Genomic DNA, 23134 nt, shown 5'->3' with positions numbered 1-23134 from the left:
TGTGTTCACCCTCAAATGTTTAACCGGAAGAAGTTACAGAGCGAATGAAGATAACTATCTCAGGAACAGGTTACGTAGGTCTGTCGAACGGTATTCTGATTGCCCAGCACCATGAAGTGGTCGCTCTGGATATCGTCCAGGCCAAAGTCGAGATGCTGAATCAGAAAAAATCGCCGATTGTTGATAAAGAAATCGAAGAGTACCTGGCGACAAAGCAGCTAAATTTCCGTGCAACGACCGATAAGTATGATGCTTACCGCGACGCGGACTACGTTATCATCGCGACACCAACTGACTACGATCCGAAGACCAACTATTTCAACACCTCCAGCGTCGAGTCTGTGATCCGCGACGTGGTTGCAATTAATCCAAATGCGGTAATGGTCATTAAGTCCACCATCCCCGTTGGTTTTACGAACTCCATTAAAGAACAGTTGGGTACCGACAATATCTTCTTCTCGCCGGAGTTCCTGCGTGAAGGCCGTGCGTTGTACGATAACCTGCATCCGTCGCGTATTGTTATTGGCGAACGTTCTGAGCGCGCGGAGCGCTTTGCTGCGTTGCTGCAGGAAGGTGCGGTGAAGAAAGATATTCCAACGTTGTTTACTGACTCGACTGAAGCAGAAGCCATCAAACTTTTTGCTAATACTTATCTGGCGTTACGCGTGGCCTATTTTAATGAGTTGGATAGCTATGCAGAAAGCCTTGGTCTGAACTCACGCCAGATTATCGAAGGGGTATGTCTGGATCCGCGTATCGGTAATCATTACAACAACCCGTCATTTGGCTATGGTGGCTACTGTCTGCCGAAAGATACTAAGCAATTGCTGGCTAACTATGCGTCTGTGCCGAACAATATTATTGGCGCGATCGTTGATGCTAACCGCACGCGCAAAGACTTTATTGCAGACTCTATTCTTGCGCGTAAACCTCAAGTGGTTGGCGTGTATCGTTTGATTATGAAAAGTGGTTCCGATAATTTCCGGGCGTCATCTATTCAGGGGATTATGAAGCGTATTAAAGCCAAGGGTGTACCCGTTATTATTTACGAACCCGTCATGGAGGAAGATGAATTTTTCCACTCTCGGGTGGTTCGTGATCTTAATGCGTTCAAAAATGAAGCAGATATTATTATTTCTAATCGCATGACGTCAGAGTTATCTGATGTTGCAGAAAAAGTGTATACACGCGATCTGTTCGGTAGCGATTAATCCTCCTCCCCACAAAAAAGGCCTTATTAAAGGCCTTTTTATTCTAAATCGATCAGTAATTATTCTTTGTAGAAATCACGGTACCAGTCAACAAAGTTCTTCACCCCATCTTTAACCGTTGTTTGAGGTTTAAAACCAATAACATCATGCAGTGCTTTAGTATCTGCGCTGGTTTCCAGTACATCGCCAGGCTGTAGCGGTAGCATATTTTTCGTAGCTTCAATGCCCAGTGCATCTTCAAGGGCTCGGATGTAGTCCATTAACTCAACTGGTGAGCTATTACCGATATTATAAACCCGATACGGCGCAATGCTGGCCGCTGGTGTTCCTGTTTCAACGGTCCACTGATCGTCTGATTGCGGAATGACATCCTGCAGGCGAATGATTGCTTCGGCGATATCATCAATATAGGTAAAGTCACGCTTCATTTTGCCGTAGTTATAGACGTCAATACTTTTCCCTTCCAGTATCGCTTTGGTGAACTTGAACAGCGCCATATCCGGGCGACCCCAAGGGCCGTACACGGTAAAGAAACGTAGCCCGGTGGTGGGCAATCCATACAGATGGGAATAAGTATGGGCCATCAGTTCATTGGCTTTTTTGGTTGCCGCATACAGAGATACGGGGTGATCGACGGAATCATCCGTTGAGAAAGGCATTTTGCGATTCAGACCGTAAACCGAACTGGAGGATGCATAGAGTAAATGTTGAATTTTATTATGGCGACACCCTTCCAGTATGTTCAGAAAACCTGTGAGATTTGAGTCTACGTAGGCATGCGGATTTTCGAGCGAATAACGTACGCCAGCCTGGGCGGCAAGATGAATCACACGTTCGAAATGCCCGGATATGAAGAGCTCAGCCATGCTATCCTGGTCGGCTAAATCAATCTTATGAAAATGGAAACCGGGATGTACCAGTAACGCCAGACGAGCCTGTTTAAGACTGACGTCGTAGTAATCGTTCAGATTATCAATACCGACGACTTGATGGCCTGCCTCAAGGAGGCGTTTGCTAACGTGGAAGCCGATGAAACCAGCGGCGCCCGTAACCAGGTATTTCATGTTCGTTCCTCTTTTGGCTAAAGGGAGCCAGGCACCAGTAGGTGCGACGAAAAATGGAATGATACCGTTAGATGACAAAAAAGCTAATCGTTATCTTTTTTCATGCTTGCCATTTTTACTGGTCAGCTATTATATATTCACATAGTGAATTTAACGTACGGAAGCGTTAGGCATGCCCGTTGACTACTATTTAACCTTTTGTTCGATATTTTGCTCAGAGTAGGAACCCAGAGTATTGACACTTTTAGTAAACCACTTCTTTTTTCAGTAGTGATTAAAATACCAATTAAAATCACTTAAATAATCTGTTTTTTTTATCAATAATCCTATGGCATTAAACATATTTATGACTAAACTAATGCCAGTTTTAGTCTTTCCTCATTTAGGATATCTATGTCTGTGAGTGATAACAACGTATCCGGGCGCAGTAACGATCCGGAGCAGATTGATCTGATTGATTTATTGATGCAGCTGTGGCGTGGGAAATTGACGATTATTGTTGCTATCGTTATTGCTATTGCCTGTGCTGTCGGTTATTTAGCGGTTGCTAAAGAGAAATGGACCTCTACAGCGATTATCACTCAACCGGATGTTGGACAGATTGCCACGTATAACAACGCACTCAATGTGTTGTATGGTGCCAGCGCGCCTAAGGTGACTGAACTTCAGACAAACGTTATTGGTCGTTTCAGTACCTCTTTCTCTGCATTGGCGGAAACGCTGGATAATCAGGAAAAACCGGAAAAACTGTCGATTGAGCAGTCTGTAAAAGGCCAACAACTGCCGTTAGCAGTTTCTTATGTTGGTGCTTCCCCAGAAGAAGCTCAGCGTCAACTTGCTGAATATATTCAACAAATAGATGAAAAGGTTGCCAAAGAACTGGAGCTTGATCTTGCTGATAATGTCAAGTTGCAAACAGCTACGCTGCAAGATTCTCTGAAAACTCAGGAAGCGGTTGCTCAGGAACAAAAAGATCTGCGAATTAGGCAAATTCAGGAAGCTTTGCGTTATGCAGAACAGGCTGGGGTAATTAAGCCACAAATTCAGCAAACTCAGGATGTCACGCAGGACAGTATGCTATTGCTGGGCAGTGATGCACTGAAATCAATGATTGAACACGAAGCGACTCGTCCCTTGATCTTCTCTGGTAATTACTACCAGACCAAGCAAAACCTGCTGGATATTGAGGCGTTAAATCTTGAAAAGGCAAAACTGCACTCCTACCGCTATGTGATGAAACCAACGTTACCGATTCGTCGTGATAGCCCCAAAAAATCAATAACTTTGGTGTTGGCGGTTCTGCTCGGCGGGATGATTGGTGCCGGGATCGTGCTGGGGCGAAATGCGCTGCGCAACTATAAAGACAAAGCCGAATAAGCGCTCATCTCAATAACAAAAAAAACCGGGCTCGCCCGGTTTTTTTTACGTCTACAGATTACTGATGTCTTTTGCGTAAATTCTCAATCACCGTCGTCAGGTCGAGGTCCTGATCCTGCAGCAGAACCAGCAGGTGATACATCAGATCAGAGGCTTCATTGGTCAGTTCGAAACGATCGTTCACGGTTGCGGCCAGCGCGGTCTCTACGCCTTCTTCACCCACTTTTTGCGCAATGCGTTTGGTGCCGCTGGCATACAGCTTCGCAGTGTAGGAGCTTGCCGGATCAGCGGTTTTACGTTCGGCCAGTAGTTGCTCCAGTTGATACAGGAACAGCCACTGGTGGCTGGCATCGCCAAAGCAGCTTGAGGTGCCTTTATGGCAGGTCGGGCCAATCGGGTTAACCAGTACCAGCAGGGTGTCGTTGTCGCAGTCGGGCGCGATGCTCACCACGTTCAGGAAGTGACCGGAGGTTTCACCCTTGGTCCACAGGCGTTGTTTGGTCCGCGAGAAAAAGGTCACTTTGCCGCTTTCAAGCGTTTTATCCAGTGCTTCCGGGTTCATATAACCCAGCATTAGTACCTCACCGGAAACCGCATGCTGCACGATGACTGGCATCAGTCCGTCGGTTTTTTCCCAGTCCAGCTCGCGGCATTGTTGCTTCGTTAACATATCCTGATCTCCACGCCCTGTGTTGCCAGGTACGCTTTTAATTCGCCAATATTAATAATTTGCTTGTGAAAGACGGAAGCGGCAAGCGCGCCGTCAACGTCGGCGTCCCGGAAGGCTTCAAGGAAGTGTTCCATGGTGCCCGCGCCGCCGGAGGCAATCAGCGGTACGTGGCACACGTCGCGCACTTTTTTCAGTTGCTCCAGATCGTAGCCGTTACGCACGCCGTCCTGGTTCATCATGTTCAGGACGATTTCACCCGCGCCGCGCTTCTGTACTTCCTGCACCCAGTCCAGCGTTTCCCACTGCGTGACGCGGGTACGGCTTTCATCCCCGGTATATTGATTAACATGATATTTGCCGGTTTCGGCGTCATACCAGGTATCAATGCCTACCACGATACACTGCACGCCGAAGCGGTCCGCCAGGCGGGTGATAAGCTCCGGTTCAGCCAGCGCCGGGGAGTTGATAGAGATTTTATCCGCCCCGAAGGAGAGGATGCGCGCCGCATCGTCGATGGATTTAATGCCACCGGCAACGCAGAACGGAATATCGATCACTTCCGCCACGCGAGATACCCAGCTTTTATCCACTACGCGGCCATCGCTGGAGGCGGTGATATCGTAGAACACCAGTTCATCTGCGCCTTCATCGGCATAGCGTTTTGCCAGCGGGACAATGTCGCCAATAATCTCGTGATTGCGAAACTGGACGCCTTTTACCACCTGCCCATCACGAACGTCCAGACAAGGAATTATGCGTTTTGCCAGCATTGAATGGCCTCCTCAACGGTGAACTTACCTTCCAGCAGGGCGCGTCCGACGATCACGCCGCGTACGCCGGTTCCACGCAGGGCTGCTACGTCCTCGATCCCGCCAATGCCGCCAGATGACTGGAATGCTACCTGCGGATATTTGGCGCACACTTCTTCATAAAGCGCGACGTTTGAGCCAGCCAGCGTGCCGTCGCGGGAGATATCGGTGCACAGCACGTGTTTCAGGCCGACGGGTAAATAGGTCTCAACCAGTTCTTCCAGAGAAACCCCGGAATCCTCCTGCCAGCCGCTAACCGCTACCTGTTTATTACCGCGCTCGTCAATACGAACGTCCAGCGCCAGTACCAGCGCGTCGGCGCCAAAACGGGCAAACCAGCTCTTGACTACCTCGGGGGATTTTACTGCCGTCGAACCTACCACCACGCGCGCCACGCCTGCGTCAAGCAGCGCCGCAACGTCCGCTTCAGTCCGCATGCCACCGCCAACCTGTACCGGAACATTGACACCTGCGACCAGCGTTTTAATCAGCGGGATCTGCCGCTGCGCCGGGTCTTTCGCGCCAGTTAAATCAACCAGGTGCAGTACTTTGGCACCCTGAGCTGCGTAATCCTGTAAACGGGGGAGAGGATCGTTGCCATAATCACGTTGCGTTGCGTAATCGCCCTGATGAAGACGCACCACCGTGCCGTCGATTAAATCTAATGCCGGAATAATCATTACATCTCCAGAAAGTTTTTCAGCAACTGCGCCCCAGCCGCGCCCGAGCGTTCAGGGTGAAACTGCACGCCAAAGAAATTGTCCTTTTGTACTGCCGCGGTAAATGGTTCGCCGTAATGGCACTGGGCGATGGTCCACGGGTTCACCGGCATAGCATAGCTGTGTACAAAGTAGAAATATGCGCCATCTTCAATGCCCTGGAACAGACGATTTCCCGCCTGCGGATAGACGCGATTCCAGCCCATATGCGGCAGCGGCAGACCGAAATCGGTCATCTTCGGAACGTCCTGCTCAATAATGCCCAGCAGAGAGACACCGTTACTCTCTTCGCTGCGGCGGCCAAGTAGTTGCATGCCTAAGCAGATCCCCAGTACCGGTTGCGTACAGGCTTTAATCAGTTCAATCAGTTCACGCTCGTGCAACTGGTCCATAGCCGCCTGGGCGGTACCGACGCCCGGCAGAAACAGTTTATCGGCACGCAGCACCACGTCCGGGTCACGGCTGACAACCGGGTCGTATCCATGGCGCGCGACGGCGGATTTCACCGAGTGCAGATTGGCGCAGCCGGTATCAAGGATCACCACGTTCATTACAGCACTCCTTTTGAGGAGGGCAGCGTATCGCCTTCTACGCGAATAGCCTGGCGCAGCGTACGACCAAAGGCTTTAAACAGGCTCTCCACACGGTGGTGGTCATTTTTCCCTTTGGTTTTCAGGTGCAAGGTGACACCCATGGTGTAAGAGAGTGAACGGAAGAAGTGTTCAATCATCTCTGTGCTCAGATCGCCAACGCGCTGGTAGGTAAACTCCGCGCGGTATTCCAGGTGCGGACGCCCCGAGATATCCAGCGCGCAACGTGCCAGGCACTCGTCCATCGGCAGCACAAAACCAAAACGGTTGATACCGCGTTTATCGCCTAATGCCAGCTTTAAGGCTTCACCCAGCGCCAGACCGGTATCTTCAACGGTGTGGTGATCGTCAATATACAGATCGCCTTTGACGGCTATTTCCATGCGAAAACCGCCGTGGGTGGCGATTTGATCCAGCATGTGGTCAAAGAAGCCAACGCCGGTATTGATTTTGCTACGGCCTTCGCGGTCCAGCCAGACTTTGACGTCAATCTGCGTCTCTTTGGTATTACGCTCAACGTGCGCGTAACGGTCTCGTTTGGTCAACTGCTCACCGATCATCGCCCAGTTCAGGGTGTCGCGGTGATAGCGTAATCCGCTAATGCCCATGTTTTCTGCGAGCTGAATATCGGTCGCCCGGTCACCAATGACGTAGCTGTTTGCCGCATCCATGGTCTGTTCAACCAGATACTGCTCAACCAGTTTCACTTTTGGCTTACGGCAATCACACGCGTCCGCTGGCAGGTGCGGGCAGATCAGCACCTCATCAAATGCTACGCCCTGAGAGGTGAAAATTTGCATCATCAGGTTATGCGGACCGTCAAAATCGGCCTGCGGGAAGCTCTGCGTACCGAGTCCATCCTGGTTAGTAATCATCACCAGCTTAAAGCCGGCTTTTTGCAGCTTCAGCAAAACGGGAACGACGTCCGGCTCGAAGGCGAGTTTGTCAAAGCGATCGACCTGAAAGTCACTTGGCGGTTCGGAAATCAGGGTTCCATCACGGTCAATAAAAAGATACTTCTGGCTCATACTTGCTCCGCACGTAAGGCGTCAATGACGCGCTGGCTCTCTTCGCGGGTTCCGACAGTAATTCGCAGGCAGCCGCTTAATGAAGGTTGTTTATTCTGATCTCGTAAGATAATGCCCTGATCCCACAAAGATTTAAATACGCTGCTTGATGCGGTGAAGCGCGCCAGAACATAATTGGTTTCAGAGTCGAAAACCTGCTCTACACAGCGAATGGTTTTCAGGTTCTCCACCAGATACTGACGCTCTTGCAGGATCTGCTCTACGCGTTGGCGCATGGCGGAAATCCCTTGTGGCGTCAGCGCCTGGGCGGCAATATCCGCTACCGGGGTAGAAAGCGGGTAGGGGGCAATCACCTTTAACAGCAGATTGATAACCTCTTCATTCGCCAGCGTAAATCCGCAGCGTAAACCGGCGAGAGCAAACGCTTTGGACAGCGTGCGTAATACTGCCAGATGCGGATACTCAGACAGCCAGCCTGCCAGCGTAGCCTGCGGACAAAATTCAATATAGGCCTCATCAGCGACCACGATGGCTTTACCCTGCGTCATTTCGAGCAGTGAACGTAGGTCCTGCGGATTTATCAGCTGGCCGGTTGGGTTATTGGGGCTGCATACGTAGACCACTTTCACGCCATCAAGCTTGTCCGCGATGCCTTGTAAATCCAGCTGCCAGTTATCCAGGGTCGGGACGGTGCGGCATTCAACGCCAATCGTTTCGGCGCTGACGCTGTACATGCCGTAAGTCGGCGGACAGTAGAGAATGGCATCTTTACCGGGTTCGCAAAAAGCGCGCACCAGCAGTTCGATCCCTTCATCTGCGCCGCGGCTGACCAGCACCTGTTCTGGTTTGACGCCAGCATATTGTGCGTAATTCTCAATTACGGCTTTCGGCTGACACTCCGGATAGCGGTTCAGCGTCTGCTGGCGTAGCTGGAACTCAACGGCGGTTGGGTACTCATTCGCGTTGAGCCACACGTCCCCGTTACCGCCAAGACGACGGGCAGACTGATAGGGCGTTAACTCGCGAACATTCTTACGGGCTAAATCAGTGACGCTGAGAAAGTTGTCAGTGCTCATGCTTGCTCCTTCAGGGCGTTAACACGCAGGGTGACGGCATTTTTGTGGGCAGTCAGTCGTTCAGCCGCGGCCAGTGTTTCAATGGTGGAGGCCAGGGCAGAGAAACCTTGGGGAGTTAATTCCTGTACCGTCATCCGTTTCTGGAAATCAGCCAGCCCAAGGCTTGAGCAGGTTGCGGTATAGCCGTAGGTCGGAAGAACGTGGTTGGTGCCGGAAGCATAGTCGCCAGCCGACTCAGGAGACCAGTCACCCAGGAATACCGAACCAGCGCTGGTGATATCGTCAACCAGTTCACGCGCGTTACGGGTCTGAATAATCAGATGCTCCGGGCCGTAGGCGTTAGAGATGGCCACGCATTGCTCAAGATCTCTGGCGACGATCAGTCGGCTGGCGGCGAGCGCCTGACGTGCGGTGTCGGCGCGGGAAAGCTCGGCAAGCTGGCGTTCAACGGCTTTGGCCACGCCTTCGGCCAGCGTAGCGTCTGGCGTCAGCAGGATAACCTGCGAGTCGGGGCCGTGCTCGGCCTGAGAAAGCAGGTCGGAAGCAACAAAGTCAGGCGTCGCGCCGCTGTCGGCGATAACCAGCACTTCAGACGGGCCCGCAGGCATGTCGATAGCCGCGCCGTCAAGACGTTGGCTGACCTGACGTTTGGCTTCGGTCACATACGCATTGCCTGGCCCGAAGATTTTATCGACCTTAGGAATAGATTCGGTACCCAGCGCCAGCGCGGCAATGGCCTGCGCGCCGCCCACGTTGAACACCTCTTTTACGCCACACAGTTGCGCGGCGTAGAGGATTTCATCGGCAATCGGCGGCGGTGAGCAGAGCACCACTTTTTTGCAGCCAGCGATACGCGCCGGGGTCGCCAGCATTAATACGGTAGAGAAGAGCGGTGCCGATCCCCCAGGAATATACAGCCCCACGGAGGCGATAGGGCGAGTAATCTGCTGGCAGCGCACGCCAGGCTGAGTTTCAATATCCACCGGCGGCAGAATTTGCGCGGTGTGGAACGCATCAATATTACGCACCGCCGCCTGCATGGCTTGTTTCAGCTCGTCGCTCAGGCGGCTACTGGCTTGCTGAATTTCTTCTTCGGTGACGCGCAGCGCGCCGACCTCGGTTTTGTCAAACTTAGCACTGTATTCACGCAGCGCCCGGTCGCCGTTATTTTTGACGTTCTCAAGAATCTCGGCCACCGTGCGGCTGATGCTTTCAGAGGCGGATATCGCCGGGCGCATCAGCAGTTCGCGCTGCTGCTCGGGGCTACAGCTATTCCAGTCGATCAGGGTATTGAAGCTCATGGCTATCACTCCATCATCTTCTCAATCGGCAGCACCAGAATGGAGCTGGCGCCGAGCGCTTTCAGTTTTTCCATCGTTTCCCAGAACAGGGTTTCGCTGCTGACCATGTGCATGGCTACGCGCTGCTGGTCACCCGCCAGTGGCAGAATGGTAGGGCGCTCAGCGCCTGGCAGCAGGGCGATGACTTCGTCCAGACGTTCGCTCGGCGCGTGCATCATGATGTATTTTGATTCACGTGCCTGAATGACCCCCTGAATACGGGTCAGCAGTTTGTCGATCAGTTGTTGCTTGGCTTCGGCCATTTCGCCGTCGCGCTGAATCAGGCAGGCTTTAGAGCGGTAAATCACTTCCACTTCACGCAGACCGTTGGCTTCAAGCGTGGCTCCGGTTGACACCAGATCGCAAATCGCATCAGCCAGACCTGCGCGGGGAGCGACTTCTACAGAGCCGTTTAACAGACAGGATTTAAACGACACCCCTTTTTGATCAAGATAACGTTTAAGCAGGTGTGGGTAAGAGGTAGCGATACGCTTACCGTTCAGCGCTGCCGGGCCATCCCAGGCTTCATCAACCGGGGTAGCCAGCGAAAGACGGCAACCGCCGAAGTCCAGACGACGCAGGGTAAAATAGCGCGGATCTTCACCCTGTGCCCGGCGGTTGAGCAGTTCCTCTTCGAGAACGTTTTCCCCGATGATGCCGAGATCTACGACGCCGTCCATCACCAGACCCGGGATATCGTCATCACGCACGCGCAGAATATCGATCGGCATATTCTCAGCCATCGCGATCAGGCGCTGGGTGTGAAGATTAATTTTAATGCCGCAACGGGCCAGCAATTCGCGTGAATCATCGCTTAAACGACCTGATTTCTGCATAGCTATGCGTAAACGGGTGTTATCTAACATTCTTTATTCCTCGTTATCCTGTCTGAATCAGTTTGGGTCACGCACAAAAAAAAGCCCCCGGAAGAAATCTTCCGGGGGCTTTCTCATACGCTCATGCACCGCTGGAAGATTTAAATGTCTCCCAGCACACATCGCCTGAAAGACTAGTCAGGATGATGGTGATGATGGTGTTTGAATTGAGCGCGTGTCATAAATTTTCTCGATGAATGTTTATTCATTTGATGTCTTTTAACCTAAACCACTTTAGCTACGGAAAGCAAGGGCTTTTTTTGATCATTAATTCATTTCATATTGATACTATGAATTGTCAGCCACTGTGGGCTAGCGTAGCCTTGCGTTATAGGCCAAAAGTCAGGAGAGAAGGCATGAAAAAGGTCGCAATTGTCGGTTTAGGTTGGTTAGGCATGCCGTTAGCTATGTCGCTGGCGGCGAGAGGCTGGCAGGTTACCGGCAGCAAAACCACATTGGATGGGGTGGAAGCGGCCCTCATGAGTGGTATAGAGAGCTACTCGCTGCGCCTGGAGCCTGAACTGGTTTGTGAGACAGACGATCTCGACGCACTGATGGACGCCGACGCGCTGGTTATTACGCTACCTGCGCGCCGTAGCGGTCCGGGGGAGACATTTTACCTGCAGGCTATGCAGGAGCTGGTCGACAGTGCGCTGGCGTACCGTATCCCGCGGATTATTTTTACCAGTTCGACGTCGGTCTATGGCGATGCACAAGGCATCGTGAAAGAAGGGACTCCGCGTAACCCGGTCACGGCAAGTGGTCGCGTTTTGAAAGAACTTGAAGACTGGTTGCACAATTTACCCGGCACTTCGGTGGATATTTTGCGCCTGGCCGGACTTGTCGGCCCGGGAAGACATCCCGGTCGTTTTTTCGCTGGCAAGACAGCGCCAGATGGACACCATGGCGTCAATCTGGTGCATCTGGATGATGTGGTTTCCGCCATCTCTTTGCTGCTGCAAGCACCAAAAGGGGGACACATCTATAATATATGTGCGCCTATGCATCCGGCGCGCAATGTGTTCTATCCACAGATGGCCCGCCAGTTGGGGATGGAGCCGCCGGAATTTCGTGGTAATGAGGATAACGGTAAAGGTAAAGTCATTGATGGCAACCGTATTTGTAACGAGCTTGGGTTTGAGTACCAGTATCCTGACCCGCTGGTGATGCCGATGGAGTGACAGACCAGCAGAGTGCCGCTGATACCGCCAGGGGGCGAGTATGAAACCACTTCTGGACGTTCTTATCATCCTCGATGCGTTGGAAAAAGAGGGCAGTTTCGCTGCGGCGTCGGCAAAATTGTTTAAGACGCCGTCTGCGCTTAGCTACACCGTCCATAAGCTGGAAAGCGATCTTAATATTCAGCTACTCGATCGCAGCGGCCATCGGGCTAAGTTTACCCGTACCGGGCAGATGCTGCTGGAAAAGGGGCGGGAGGTGTTGCACACCGTCCGCGAACTCGAAAAGCAGGCGATTAAACTTCACGAAGGCTGGGAGAATGAACTGGTTATTGGCGTAGATGATACGTTTCCCTTTTCGCTGCTGGCCCCTCTCATCGAATCTTTCTATCAACACCACAGTGTGACGCGCCTGAAATTTATCAATGGCGTGCTGGGCGGCTCCTGGGATGCCCTTACTCAGGGGCGGGCAGATATTATTGTCGGCGCCACGCATGAACCGCCTGCCGCGAGCGAATTTGGCTTTGCGCAGCTAGGGGTTCTGGAGCAGGTGTTTGTGGTTGCGTCGCATCATCCGCTGGCGCAGGAACAGGAGCCGTTGAATCGTCGCACTATTCGGCGATTTCGCGCGATTGTGGTGGGCGACAATGCACAGCATGCCAACGTTTCGGGCTCTCAGGTGCTCGACGATCAGGAAGCCATCACCGTTTTTGACTTCAAAACCAAGCTGGAACTGCAAATCAGTGGTCTGGGATGCGGCTATATTCCGCGCTATCTGGCGCAGCGATTTCTGGAGAGCGGCGCTCTGATTGAGAAAAAGGTAGTCGCACAAATTATCTTTGAACCCGTGTGGATAGGTTGGAATGAACAGACTGCCGGGTTGGCCAGTGCCTGGTGGCGAGATGAGATTTTAGCAAATAGTGCTATTGCGGGGGTGTACGTTAAAACGGCTGCTGATAAATCAATCAGTTAAGAAAAAATATTCTTTTGTAGTAGCTTCAATCTCTTGTTATTTCTCTCCAAATTAGTGCAAAATACGCCGCTTGCAAAAAATGACATTAACCGACGTTTTAATACGCGTCGGTTATTTTTTTGCATCAAACCAATCATTCATAAAAGAGGCCGGGCTTCGTACCGGATAGATACTTACTTAAAAATCGACAGTTGTTGTCGCTGAGGATTAACAAAAAATGGGGCAATTTTTTGCTTACGCGACGGTTTTCGCCGTAATGGGGGATAACCATGTCGCATAACGCTACTCCAAACACCTCTCGCGTGGAATTACGTAAAACGCTTACGCTGGTTCCGGTTGTCATGATGGGCCTTGCCTATATGCAGCCGATGACGCTGTTCGATACATTCGGTATCGTATCAGGAATGACCGATGGTCACGTCCCGACAGCTTACGCCTTTGCACTGATCGCCATCCTCTTTACCGCACTGAGCTACGGTAAACTGGTGCGTCGCTATCCGTCTGCAGGCTCTGCCTACACTTACGCCCAGAAATCCATTAGCCCGACCGTTGGCTTTATGGTGGGTTGGTCGTCACTGCTGGACTACCTGTTCGCACCGATGATCAACATTCTGTTGGCGAAAATTTATTTTGAAGCTCTGGTGCCGTCGATACCGTCATGGATATTCGTGGTGGCGCTGGTGGCCTTTATGACCGCCTTTAACCTGCGCAGCCTGAAATCTGTTGCGAATTTCAACACCGTCATCGTGTTGTTGCAGGTGGTGCTGATTGCAGTGATCCTCGGCATGGTCGTTTATGGCGTGTTCGAAGGGGAAGGTGCCGGTACGCTGGCGAGCAGCCGTCCGTTCTGGTCAGGTGATGCGCATGTGATCCCGATGATCACGGGAGCGACTATCCTGTGCTTCTCGTTCACCGGTTTTGACGGTATCAGCAACCTGTCTGAAGAAACCAAAGACGCTGAACGTGTGATCCCGCGGGCGATTTTCCTGACCGCGCTGATTGGTGGCCTGATCTTTATCGTCTCCACCTATCTGTTGCAGCTGTACTTCCCGGATATCTCACGCTTCAAGGATCCGGACGCTTCGCAGCCGGAAATCATGCTGTATGTCGCTGGTAAGTTCTTCCAGGTCGGCGCGCTGATTTTCTCTACCATTACCGTACTGGCGTCAGGTATGGCGGCGCATGCAGGCGTAGCGCGTCTGATGTATGTGATGGGGCGTGACGGTGTGTTCCCGAAAAGTTTCTTCGGTTATGTCCACCCGAAATGGCGTACTCCGTCCATGAACATCATTCTGGTTGGTGCGATTGCTCTGCTGGCAATTAACTTCGACCTGGTGATGGCGACGGCGCTGATTAACTTCGGTGCGCTGGTGGCGTTTACCTTCGTTAACCTGTCGGTGATCTCCCAGTTCTGGATCCGTGAGAAGCGTAACAAGACGCTGAAAGACCACTTCCAGTATCTGTTCCTGCCAATGTGCGGTGCGCTGACCGTTGGTGCGCTGTGGGTGAACCTGGAAGAGAGCTCAATGGTTCTGGGTCTGATCTGGGCCGCTATTGGTCTGATTTACCTGGCTTGCGTGACCAAAAGCTTCCGTAACCCGGTGCCACAGTACGACGAAGATATCGCGTAATAACTGTATTTAGATAAAAAAAACCGGAGACATGTTCTCCGGTTTTTTTATACGTGGGAGTTATACAATCTCTTGCGCATACTGCCAGAGTGACTTCAGCAGCATCAGTTTCCCTTTGTTATCTGCATATTGCTGGCTCAGCATCTGCAATTCATTGGCGTAATTTTGCAAAAACTCCGGCGTGAATATTTGACGACGATGGTCCAGCCAGCGCTGCTGTTCGGCTTCATCCAGCGTTCCGGGGAAGTTACGTGCGCGGTAGTTAAACAGCAGCTTTTCAATGCGCTTATCGACAAAGGAGATATCCAGCGCCGGTAAATTGCGCGGCTCAGTTTCCAGAACGATTTTCATCGCGGCACGATCGGCATCGCTGAAAAAACCATTGTACAACTGTGCGTCTACGTTATCTGATGGCGTAAAGGGTTCCGCATCGGCGAAGATGGCCACCACTTTGTCGCGAACCTGCGGGTTTTCGCGCAGTATTTTGAGATTATCCAGACAATGCTGGCGGTTAATGCCAAGGCGATCGGCATCTTCCGGGCGCAAGGTATTCGCCTGTGCCAGTACCGGGCATTTGTTGATGTGCACCAGTTTAACCGGCACGGCTGGGTTATCTCCCAGATCAGCTTTAGCAGTGTAGAGCCGCTCACGCAGCGCGTCGCTGTCCAGTTCGAGCAGCGGTGAAATATCACCGGCTAAGTCGACCATAATCACCGCGTTGCGATTCTCAGGATGCCAGGCTAATGGCGCCACCCAACTGGTGTTGCCGCGCCATGCGCCGAACATCCCCGAAACATGGACCAGCGGCTTCATTTGCGGGACATCAATCAGTGCGGCCAGCTTGTGCTTATTGCGATGGCTGTAGAGATAATCAAACAGGCGCGGCTGGCGCGACTTCACTAATTGCGCCATCGCAATTGTGGCGTATACGTCGGCCATCGCATCGTGGGCATTGGCATGTTCAATACCGTTGGCTTTGGTCAAATGCTCCAGGCGAAAGCTGGGTAAGCCGTCGTCGTTTTCCGGCCAGTTAATTCCTTCAGGACGCAAGGCATAGCAGGCGCGCATCACATCCAGCAGATCCCAGCGTGAATTATCGTTCTGCCAGCTCCAGGCATAGGGATCGTAGAAATTGCGATACAGGATGTTGCGCGTTACTTCATCATCGAAGCGCACGTTGTTATAGCCCAGGATACAGGTTTTCGGCACGGTGAACAGGGCGTGGATGCGCGCAGCAAAGGCGGCTTCATTTTCTCCTTTTTCACGCGCTTCCTGCGGTGTGATACCGGTTATCAGCACCGCCTCAGGCTGCGGCAGATAGTCGTCTGCGGGTTTGCAATAAAAGACTTCAGGTTCACCGATGATGTTGAAATCGCTATCTGTGCGGATAGCCGCAAATTGCGCGGGTCTGTCCAGCGCCGGATGGGTACCAAAGGTCTCGTAATCGTGAAAGAGAAAACCAGGTTGCTGCTTGCCGTCATTCATTGTTCAGTTATGTCCGGGATCAATTTAGCGCTCGTCCAAGAATACCAAAAAATAGCGAGGTAATCAGCAAAGCGATTATCAATGCTGAATGATGTACGCAATAAAATTGAGATGAACAGGCTTTAATAGAATTGATTAATAAATTTTGCACTGTTAAGGGAAATTACTGGAATAAATTATCTGAAATCTATGAGCTGATAAATAATATAAATGAGAACCATTATTGTTATTTGGTGCTGATTTGTTGTGTTCTGGAAATTTTAAAATTCTTTTATAAACAATGGGTTTTTATTTTGGCGGTTAGCTGCTCTATATTCTAATGAAATGTGAGTGAGGTTAAAAATTAATAATTTAAACACCATATAATAATTGGATATATCTAATAACAGGAGGTTATATGAGCATTAGTCGGCGTAATTTTTTGCGAGGAGTGGGTATCGGTTGCTCGGCCTGCGCGATAGGCAGTTTTCCGCCTGGCGCACTGGCGCGAAATTCTCCAGAGAGCATTAAGGGGAAAACATCCCTGACGCCAAGCTTGTGCGAAATGTGTTCTTATCGTTGCCCAATACAGGCACAGGTAATTAATAACAAGACGGTTTTTATTCAGGGGAACCCTAATGCGCCTCAACAAGGCACGCGTGTCTGCGCGCGCGGAGGCAGTGGTGTTAGCCTGGTCAACGACCCGCACCGTATTGTCAAACCCATGAAACGCACAGGGCCTCGCGGCAGCGGAGAATGGCAGGTTATTAGTTGGGAACAGGCTTACAAAGAAATTGCCGAAAAAATGATGGCAATAAAAGCGCAGCATGGTCCTCAGGGGGTCGTATTCTCTTCCAAATCCGGTTCGCTTTCGGGTCATTTATTTCAGCTGGCAACGGCGTTTGGATCGCCAAACACCTTTACGCATGCCTCGACATGCCCTGCCGGAAAATCGATTGCCGCCAAAGTGATGATGGGCGGCGATTTGGCTATGGATATCGCCAATACCCGTTATATGGTCTCTTTTGGCCACAATCTCTATGAAGGTATTGAGGTTGCCGAAACGCATGAACTGATGACCGCGCAGGAAAAGGGCGCAAAAATGGTCAGCTTCGATCCCCGTTTGTCAGTCTTCTCCAGCAAGGCGGATGAATGGCATGCGCTCAAGCCGGGCGGCGACTTGCCGGTGTTAATGGCCATGTGTCACGTCATGATTAATGAACATCTGTATGACGCGGACTTCGTTGCGCGCTACACCACAGGGTTTGACCAACTGGCAGAAGCGGTACAAGAGACCACGCCGGAATGGGCGCAAAAGCAGGCTGATGTGCCTGCTGATGTCATTGTTCGGGTCACCCGCGAAATGGCCGCCTGTGCGCCTCATGCTATCGTCAGCCCAGGCCATCGCGCGACGTTTTCGCAAGAAGAAATTGATATGCGGCGTATGATTTTCACCCTCAATGCGCTGCTGGGAAATATTGAGCGTGAAGGGGGCTTGTACCAGAAAAAAGCCGCGGCGACCTACAATAAGCTGGCCGGAGAGAAGGTCGCTCCGGTGCTGGCAAAACCTGATGCCAAATTGCCCAAGCCAACGGCGCAGCGCATCGATTTGGTTGCCCCACAATTCAAGTACATCGCGGCGGGCGGCGGCGTGGTGCAAAGCATCATCGATGCCGTGTTAAACCAGACGCCGTATCCGGTGAAGGGATGGATCATGTCCCGCCACAATCCTTTCCAAACCGTGACCTGTCGGCCTGATCTGGTCAAAACCGTCGAACAACTCGATCTGGTGGTCAGTTGCGATGTCTATTTAAGCGAAAGCGCGGCATATGCCGATTATCTGTTACCCGAATGCACCTACCTTGAACGTGATGAAGAAGTCTCTGACATGTCGGGCCTGAATCCGGCCTATGCCCTGCGCCAGCAGGTTGTAGAGCCGATTGGGGATGCGCGTCCGAGCTGGCAAATCTGGAAAGAGCTGGCCGTGCAGTTAGGCCTTGGGCAGTTCTACCCCTGGCAGGATATGCAGACACGGCAGCTGTACCAGCTTAATGGCGATCATGCGCTTTCCGCTGAACTGCGTCAGAAAGGATATCGGGAGTGGGGGATTCCGCTGCTGCTGCGGGAACCTGAAGCAGTGCGTCAGTTTGTGGCGCGTTATCCGGGCGCGGTGGCGGTTGACGGCGACGGTACCTATGGCGAGCAACTGCGCTTTAAATCCCCGTCTGGAAAAATTGAACTCTACTCTGAAGAGCTGGAAGTACTTTTGCCTGGCTACGGTATTCCGCGCGCCCGCAATTTTGCCCTCAAAGGCGACAATGAACTCTATTTTATTCAGGGAAAAGTTGCGGTGCATACCAACGGCGCGACGCAATATGTACCACTGCTGAGTGAGCTGATGTGGGATAACGCGGTGTGGATCCACCCGCAAACGGCCCGTGAAAAAGGCATCAAAAACGGCGATGAGATTTGGCTGGAAAATGCGACCGGTAAGGAAAAAGGCAAAGCGCTGGTTACTGCCGGAATACGACCCGATACGCTGTTCGTTTATATGGGATTTGGCGCCAAGGCGGGAGCTAAAACCGCGGCGACGACGCACGGTATTCACTGCGGTAATTTGCTTCCGCATGTTACCAGTCCGGTTTCCGGTACGGTGGTGCACACCGCTGGCGTCACGCTTCGTCGGGCATGAGAAAGGAGAACATCATGAATCAATCAACAAACCCTTATGTCATGCTGCATGACGAGAAACGCTGTATTGGCTGTCAGGCGTGTACGGTTGCCTGCAAGGTACTGAATGACGTGCCGGAGGGATTTAGTCGCCTACAAGTGCAGATCCGTTCACCCGAACATGAACCTGAGGTGCTGTCCCACTTCCAGTTTGTTCGCGTTTCCTGTCAGCATTGTGAAGATGCGCCGTGCGTCAGCGTCTGTCCTACCGGCGCTTCATTTCGTGACGAAAATGGCATTGTGCAAGTGGATAAGTCTCGCTGTATTGGTTGTGACTACTGCGTTGCCGCTTGCCCGTTCCATGTCCGCTACCTCAACCCACAAACGGGGATTGCCGACAAATGTAACTTCTGCGCCGATACTCGCCTGGAGGTCGGACAATCGCCAGCCTGCGTTTCCGTTTGTCCGACGGATGCGCTGAAGTTTGGACGTCGCGATGACCCGGAAATTCAGCACTGGATTAATCAAAAAGAGGTTTATCGCCAGCAAGATACGCGTAGCGGCCCGGTAAGTGTCTATCGGCGTAAAGAGATCCATCAGGAGGGTAATGTATGAATTCTATCTGGGGAGCAGAGCTTCACTATGCGCCGGACTACTGGCCGCTGTGGCTCATTTATGCAGGCGTTATTATTGTGCTGATGATTGCGGGCCTGGTAACGCACGCGCTGTTACGTCGGATGCTGGCGCCCAAAACGGCAACCGGGGAAGAGCATCGGGACTACCTCTATTCGCTGGCGGTCCGCCGCTGGCACTGGGGTAATGCGCTGCTCTTTATCCTGCTTCTGCTGAGCGGCCTGTTTGGCCACTTTTCTGTCGGACCGGTGGCCTTAATGGTGCAGGTACATACCTGGTGTGGCTTCGCATTGCTGGCCTTCTGGATTGGCTTTGTGTTAATAAACGCAACCAGCGGCAACGGCTGCCATTATCGCGTGAAATTTAGCGGGTTGATATCACGCTGCCTGCTGCAAACACGCTTTTATCTGTATGGCATTATGAAAGGTGAGCCGCACCCGTTTGCCGCAACGGCAGAGGACAAATTTAACCCGCTGCAACAGCTGGCCTACCTGGCCATCATGTACGCACTGGTTCCACTACTGATCATCACCGGGTTGCTATGTCTCTACCCGCAGGTGGTAGGGGCGGGGCCGGTGATGCTGGTGCTGCATATGGCGTTAGCGATTGTGGGCTTACTGTTCATCTGCGCGCATATTTACCTGTGCACGCTGGGTGACACGCCAGGACAAATTTTTCGCAGTATGATCGATGGTTATCACCGCCATCGCAGTCATCACGCAGAGACCGCGCCGCGTAAAGGGTAGTTCCGGCGAGATTTGTCTCTGAAACCCTTTCCTGATAGCAAGAAAATGTGCTTTATGTCACATTTTCTTGCAATTTATCCATGTTTGTTCGACAGAACTTCCGTAAAAAGAACGGCTATTTCTCCCTTTCCTGAGGACATGCTGTTGAAACGCCGTTTGTTTATTGCCGCTTCACTATTAACGATGAGTTTTTCGCCCGCCTGGGCGAGCGATGCCGTGAGCTTCGCCCCACAACCTCCTGCGATTACTGCCGGGGCATGGGTGTTAATGGATTACACCACGGGCCAAATCCTGACAGCCGGTAATGAACACCAGCAGCGCAATCCTGCCAGCCTGACGAAACTGATGACTGGCTATGTTGTCGATCGCGCAATTGACAGCAAGCGTATTAGTCCGACAGATATTGTGACCGTCGGGCGCGATGCATGGGCAAAAGATAATCCGGTATTTGTCGGTTCATCCTTGATGTTCCTGAAAGAAGGGGATCGCGTTTCGGTACGTGACCTCAGCCGTGGGTTAATTGTTGATTCCGGTAATGATGCCTGCGTGGCACTGGCGGATTACATCGCCGGAGGGCAGCCGCAGTTTGTCGCGATGATGAACAACTATGCGCAAAAACTGAACCTGCAGGACACCCATTTTGAAACGGTACATGGTCTGGATGCGCCGGGTCAGCATAGCTCGGCGTACGACCTGGCCGTGTTGTCTCGCGCTATCATCCACGGGGAACCGGATTTCTACCATATGTACAGTGAGAAAAGCCTTACCTGGAACGGCATCACACAGCAAAACCGTAACGGCTTGTTGTGGGATAAAACCATGAACGTTGATGGCCTGAAGACAGGGCATACGTCCGGTGCCGGGTTTAACCTGATTGCTTCCGCCGTCGATGGTCAGCGCCGTCTGATTGCAGTGGTGATGGGTGCGGAGAGTGCGAAAGGGCGCGAAGATCAGGCGCGTAAACTGCTGCAATGGGGGCAACACAACTTCGATACAGTGCAGGTTTTGCGTAGCGGTAAGCAGGTTGGCACTGAACGGATCTGGTATGGCGATAAAGAAAAAATCAGCCTCGGAACCGAGCAGGATTTCTGGATGGCCCTGCCTAAAGCAGAAGTCCCTAACATCAAAGCAAAATATGTCCTTGATAAGAAAGAGCTGGTTGCTCCCATCGCTGCACATCAACGTGTGGGGGAAATTGAACTCTACGATCGGGATAAGCTGGTGGCGCATTGGCCTCTGGTTACGCTGGAATCCGTCGGCGAAGGCGGCGTTTTCTCGCGCCTGAGCGACTATTTCCACCACAAGGCGTAGTTTTTCCTGATGCGTCTGACTGGCAAGAGTGCGAATCTGCTCACATAATAATCACTATTTCCTTGTGGCCGACATAGCCAGAAATTACACTGTATATAAATACAGTGTAACAGTGGAGGTTGTATGGAGTACGAGATAAAGCAGGTCGAAAAACGCATGATTGCCGGTTTCCATATGGTTGGACCGTGGGAACAAACGGTGAAGCAGGGGTTTGAGCAATTAATGAAGTGGGTCGACGGTAAACAGATTGTGCCGTTGGAATGGATTGCTGTTTATTACGACAACCCTGATGTTGTTCCTGCGGAAAAATTGCGCTGTGATACCGTGGTTTCTGTGCCTGAAGGTTTTGAAATCCCGGAAAACAGCGAAGGGGTGATCCTCACCGAACTGGCGGGTGGCGACTATGCTGTCGCCGTTGCGCGCGTTGAGAATCACGATTTTGCGACGCCTTGGTATCAGTTCTTCGAGCGCCTGTTGCAGGATACAACTTATACGATAGCCGCTAAACCCTGCTTTGAAGTTTATATGAACAATGGCATGGAGGACGGTTACTGGGACATTGAAATGTACGTGCCAGTGCAGACGAAGTAACTGTTTGGGGTGTAAATCAGGATGATCTTTTCACGCTAAAAACAGGTACAATTCGCTTCTTTGCTATTCCCTGACGGAGTGCATGAGTGCGTGCAGACAAATCGCTGAGTCCTTTTGAAATTCGTTTGTATCGTCATTATCGTGTGGTGCATGGTATTCGCATTGCGCTGGCGTTTCTCCTTACTTTTCTGTTGGTACGCCTGTTAAACATTCCCGAAGGTACATGGCCTCTGATCACGCTGGTGGTGATCATGGGGCCAATATCTTTTTGGGGTAACGTTGTTCCCAGGGCCTTTGAACGTATAGGCGGCACGATCCTGGGCTCGGTCCTGGGACTGGTTGCCCTGCGTCTGGAACTCTTCTCGCTGCCGTTAATGCTGATATGGTGCGCGGTAGCGATGTTTCTCTGCGGCTGGCTGGCGCTGGGGAAAAGGCCGTATCAGGCGCTACTGATTGGCATAACGCTTGCCGTGGTCGTGGGTGCGCCTGCCGGAGATATGAATACCGCGTTATGGCGCGGTGGTGATGTTATTCTGGGGTCGTTACTGGCGATGCTGTTTACCGGCATCTGGCCGCAGCGAGCATTTATACACTGGCGTATCCAACTGGCGCATTGCGTCACGGGGTACAATCGGGTGTATCAGGCCGCGCTATCCCCCAATCTGCTCGAGCAACCGCGGCTGGAGAAGCATTTACAACAACTGTTGAGCGACGTTGTCAAAATGCGTGGGCTCATCGCTCCTGCCAGCAAGGAAACCCGCATTCAAAAGTCGATCTTTGAGGCTATTCAGACGGTGAATCGCAATCTGGTCTGCATGCTCGAGCTGCAAATTAATGCGCTGTGGGCCAGCCGTACCAGCCACTTTGTCATGTTGAATGCGCATACGCTGCGTGAAACTCAGCTCAGGACCCAGCAGGCACTACTGACAATAACCCACGCCTTGTATGAAGGTAATCCGCAGCCGGTGCTTGCCAATACGGAAAAGCTCAATGACACCGTGGCAGAGCTGCGTCAGCTTATTGCTGAGCATAAAGGCGATAATGTCGCAGAAACGCCCATTCACGGCTACGTTTGGTTGAACATGGAGATGGCTCGACAACTCGAGTTACTTTCACATTTAATCTGTCGCGCACTGCGCAAATAAAGAGCAGATGAGGGGATTGGTTCTACTGCTGCT

The 23134-nt window shown here is 51.9% G+C and carries 22 protein-coding genes, 1 pseudogene and 1 other annotated feature; of the genes and pseudogenes, 12 read left to right on the top strand and 11 right to left on the bottom strand.

Features of this window, described 5'->3' with window-relative positions:
• Window positions 1–44 precede the first annotated feature (44 nt).
• Complete coding sequence (gene ugd, locus BZK42_RS05635; protein WP_046275328.1) at window positions 45–1211, top strand: UDP-glucose 6-dehydrogenase; 1167 nt, start codon at window positions 45–47, stop codon at window positions 1209–1211.
• Window positions 1212–1270: 59 nt separating this feature from the next.
• Here ugd and BZK42_RS05630 read toward each other — a convergent pair whose 3' ends face one another.
• Window positions 1271–2275: an NAD-dependent epimerase gene (locus BZK42_RS05630; protein ID WP_080858878.1), complete on the bottom strand. Its 1005-nt coding sequence runs from the start codon at window positions 2273–2275 to the stop codon at window positions 1271–1273.
• Between the two features lie 393 nt (window positions 2276–2668).
• On the opposite strand from BZK42_RS05630, the gene wzzB reads away from it, so the two are divergent.
• On the top strand, window positions 2669–3652 hold the full coding sequence (gene wzzB, locus BZK42_RS05620) for an LPS O-antigen chain length determinant protein WzzB (protein ID WP_046275330.1): 984 nt from the start codon (window positions 2669–2671) through the stop codon (window positions 3650–3652).
• A 58-nt stretch (window positions 3653–3710) separates the two neighbouring features.
• Here wzzB and hisIE read toward each other — a convergent pair whose 3' ends face one another.
• The 9 genes from hisIE to hisL all read right to left on the bottom strand — a co-directional run bounded on the left by hisIE (window position 3711) and on the right by hisL (window position 10941).
• Window positions 3711–4322, bottom strand: a complete 612-nt coding sequence (gene hisIE / locus BZK42_RS05615; RefSeq protein WP_000956425.1) for a bifunctional phosphoribosyl-AMP cyclohydrolase/phosphoribosyl-ATP diphosphatase HisIE — start codon at window positions 4320–4322, stop codon at window positions 3711–3713.
• Window positions 4316–5092: an imidazole glycerol phosphate synthase subunit HisF gene (gene hisF / locus BZK42_RS05610; protein WP_019077116.1), complete on the bottom strand. Its 777-nt coding sequence runs from the start codon at window positions 5090–5092 to the stop codon at window positions 4316–4318. The genes hisIE and hisF overlap by 7 nt, the downstream gene beginning before the upstream one ends.
• A complete protein-coding gene (gene hisA, locus BZK42_RS05605) occupies window positions 5074–5811 on the bottom strand; it encodes a 1-(5-phosphoribosyl)-5-[(5-phosphoribosylamino)methylideneamino]imidazole-4-carboxamide isomerase (protein ID WP_080858877.1) in 738 nt (245 codons plus the stop codon). The genes hisF and hisA overlap by 19 nt, the downstream gene beginning before the upstream one ends.
• Window positions 5811–6401, bottom strand: a complete 591-nt coding sequence (gene hisH, locus BZK42_RS05600; RefSeq protein WP_003030129.1) for an imidazole glycerol phosphate synthase subunit HisH — start codon at window positions 6399–6401, stop codon at window positions 5811–5813. Before hisH ends, hisA begins: the two co-directional genes overlap by 1 nt.
• A complete protein-coding gene (gene hisB, locus BZK42_RS05595) occupies window positions 6401–7468 on the bottom strand; it encodes a bifunctional histidinol-phosphatase/imidazoleglycerol-phosphate dehydratase HisB (protein ID WP_046275332.1) in 1068 nt (355 codons plus the stop codon). Before hisB ends, hisH begins: the two co-directional genes overlap by 1 nt.
• Window positions 7465–8544, bottom strand: a complete 1080-nt coding sequence (hisC, locus tag BZK42_RS05590) for a histidinol-phosphate transaminase (protein WP_016156893.1) — start codon at window positions 8542–8544, stop codon at window positions 7465–7467. Before hisC ends, hisB begins: the two co-directional genes overlap by 4 nt.
• Window positions 8541–9845, bottom strand: a complete 1305-nt coding sequence (gene hisD / locus BZK42_RS05585) for a histidinol dehydrogenase (RefSeq protein ID WP_046275333.1) — start codon at window positions 9843–9845, stop codon at window positions 8541–8543. The genes hisC and hisD overlap by 4 nt, the downstream gene beginning before the upstream one ends.
• Before the next feature lie 5 nt (window positions 9846–9850).
• Window positions 9851–10750 (bottom strand): ATP phosphoribosyltransferase, encoded by a 900-nt coding sequence (hisG, locus tag BZK42_RS05580; RefSeq protein ID WP_003834191.1) that lies wholly within the window; start codon window positions 10748–10750, stop codon window positions 9851–9853.
• 45 nt (window positions 10751–10795) lie between these two features.
• Window positions 10796–10918: a sequence feature (His leader region), on the bottom strand.
• On the bottom strand, window positions 10894–10941 hold the full coding sequence (gene hisL, locus BZK42_RS28235; RefSeq protein WP_100250077.1) for a his operon leader peptide: 48 nt from the start codon (window positions 10939–10941) through the stop codon (window positions 10894–10896). It overlaps the preceding feature by 25 nt.
• A 174-nt stretch (window positions 10942–11115) precedes the next feature.
• Here hisL and BZK42_RS05575 point away from each other — a divergent pair, with 174 nt between their 5' ends.
• The 4 genes and pseudogenes from BZK42_RS05575 to plaP all read left to right on the top strand — a co-directional run bounded on the left by BZK42_RS05575 (window position 11116) and on the right by plaP (window position 14541).
• The gene (locus BZK42_RS05575) at window positions 11116–11940 is read left to right on the top strand and encodes an SDR family oxidoreductase (RefSeq protein WP_080858876.1); all 825 of its coding nucleotides are present in this window, start codon (window positions 11116–11118) and stop codon (window positions 11938–11940) included.
• 40 nt (window positions 11941–11980) lie between these two features.
• A pseudogene (locus BZK42_RS05570) lies at window positions 11981–12965 on the top strand (LysR substrate-binding domain-containing protein).
• Between the two features lie 162 nt (window positions 12966–13127).
• Entirely contained in the window at window positions 13128–13190 is a 63-nt protein-coding gene (gene yoeI / locus BZK42_RS29645; protein WP_099045591.1) for a membrane protein YoeI, read from the top strand.
• On the top strand, window positions 13180–14541 hold the full coding sequence (plaP, locus tag BZK42_RS05565) for a putrescine/proton symporter PlaP (RefSeq protein WP_016153551.1): 1362 nt from the start codon (window positions 13180–13182) through the stop codon (window positions 14539–14541). Before yoeI ends, plaP begins: the two co-directional genes overlap by 11 nt.
• 60 nt (window positions 14542–14601) lie before the next feature.
• Here plaP and sbcB read toward each other — a convergent pair whose 3' ends face one another.
• On the bottom strand, window positions 14602–16026 hold the full coding sequence (gene sbcB / locus BZK42_RS05560) for an exodeoxyribonuclease I (RefSeq protein ID WP_016156890.1): 1425 nt from the start codon (window positions 16024–16026) through the stop codon (window positions 14602–14604).
• 397 nt (window positions 16027–16423) lie between these two features.
• Between sbcB and phsA the strand changes: the two genes are divergently transcribed.
• From phsA to BZK42_RS05530, 6 genes are all read left to right on the top strand, one after another.
• Window positions 16424–18697 carry a thiosulfate reductase PhsA gene (phsA, locus tag BZK42_RS05555; protein WP_080858875.1) on the top strand — a complete coding sequence of 758 codons (2274 nt, stop codon included), beginning with the start codon at window positions 16424–16426 and terminating at the stop codon, window positions 18695–18697.
• Window positions 18698–18711: 14 nt separating this feature from the next.
• Window positions 18712–19290, top strand: a complete 579-nt coding sequence (phsB, locus tag BZK42_RS05550) for a thiosulfate reductase electron transport protein PhsB (RefSeq protein ID WP_016153548.1) — start codon at window positions 18712–18714, stop codon at window positions 19288–19290.
• Window positions 19287–20054, top strand: a complete 768-nt coding sequence (gene phsC, locus BZK42_RS05545; RefSeq protein ID WP_019077107.1) for a thiosulfate reductase cytochrome B subunit — start codon at window positions 19287–19289, stop codon at window positions 20052–20054. Before phsB ends, phsC begins: the two co-directional genes overlap by 4 nt.
• 138 nt (window positions 20055–20192) lie before the next feature.
• Complete coding sequence (gene dacD, locus BZK42_RS05540) at window positions 20193–21365, top strand: serine-type D-Ala-D-Ala carboxypeptidase DacD (RefSeq protein WP_032931656.1); 1173 nt, start codon at window positions 20193–20195, stop codon at window positions 21363–21365.
• A gap of 123 nt (window positions 21366–21488) precedes the next feature.
• The gene (sbmC, locus tag BZK42_RS05535) at window positions 21489–21956 is read left to right on the top strand and encodes a DNA gyrase inhibitor SbmC (protein WP_080858874.1); all 468 of its coding nucleotides are present in this window, start codon (window positions 21489–21491) and stop codon (window positions 21954–21956) included.
• An 86-nt stretch (window positions 21957–22042) separates the two neighbouring features.
• Entirely contained in the window at window positions 22043–23101 is a 1059-nt protein-coding gene (locus tag BZK42_RS05530) for an FUSC family protein (protein ID WP_016156885.1), read from the top strand.
• The last annotated feature ends 33 nt before the right edge of the window (window positions 23102–23134 follow it).

Origin of the sequence: Citrobacter braakii (assembly GCF_002075345.1) — a bacterium.
GTDB lineage: Bacteria > Pseudomonadota > Gammaproteobacteria > Enterobacterales > Enterobacteriaceae > Citrobacter > Citrobacter braakii.
The sequence above is the reverse complement of the archived record's forward strand: the minus strand, read 5'-3'. Positions and strand labels throughout refer to the sequence as shown.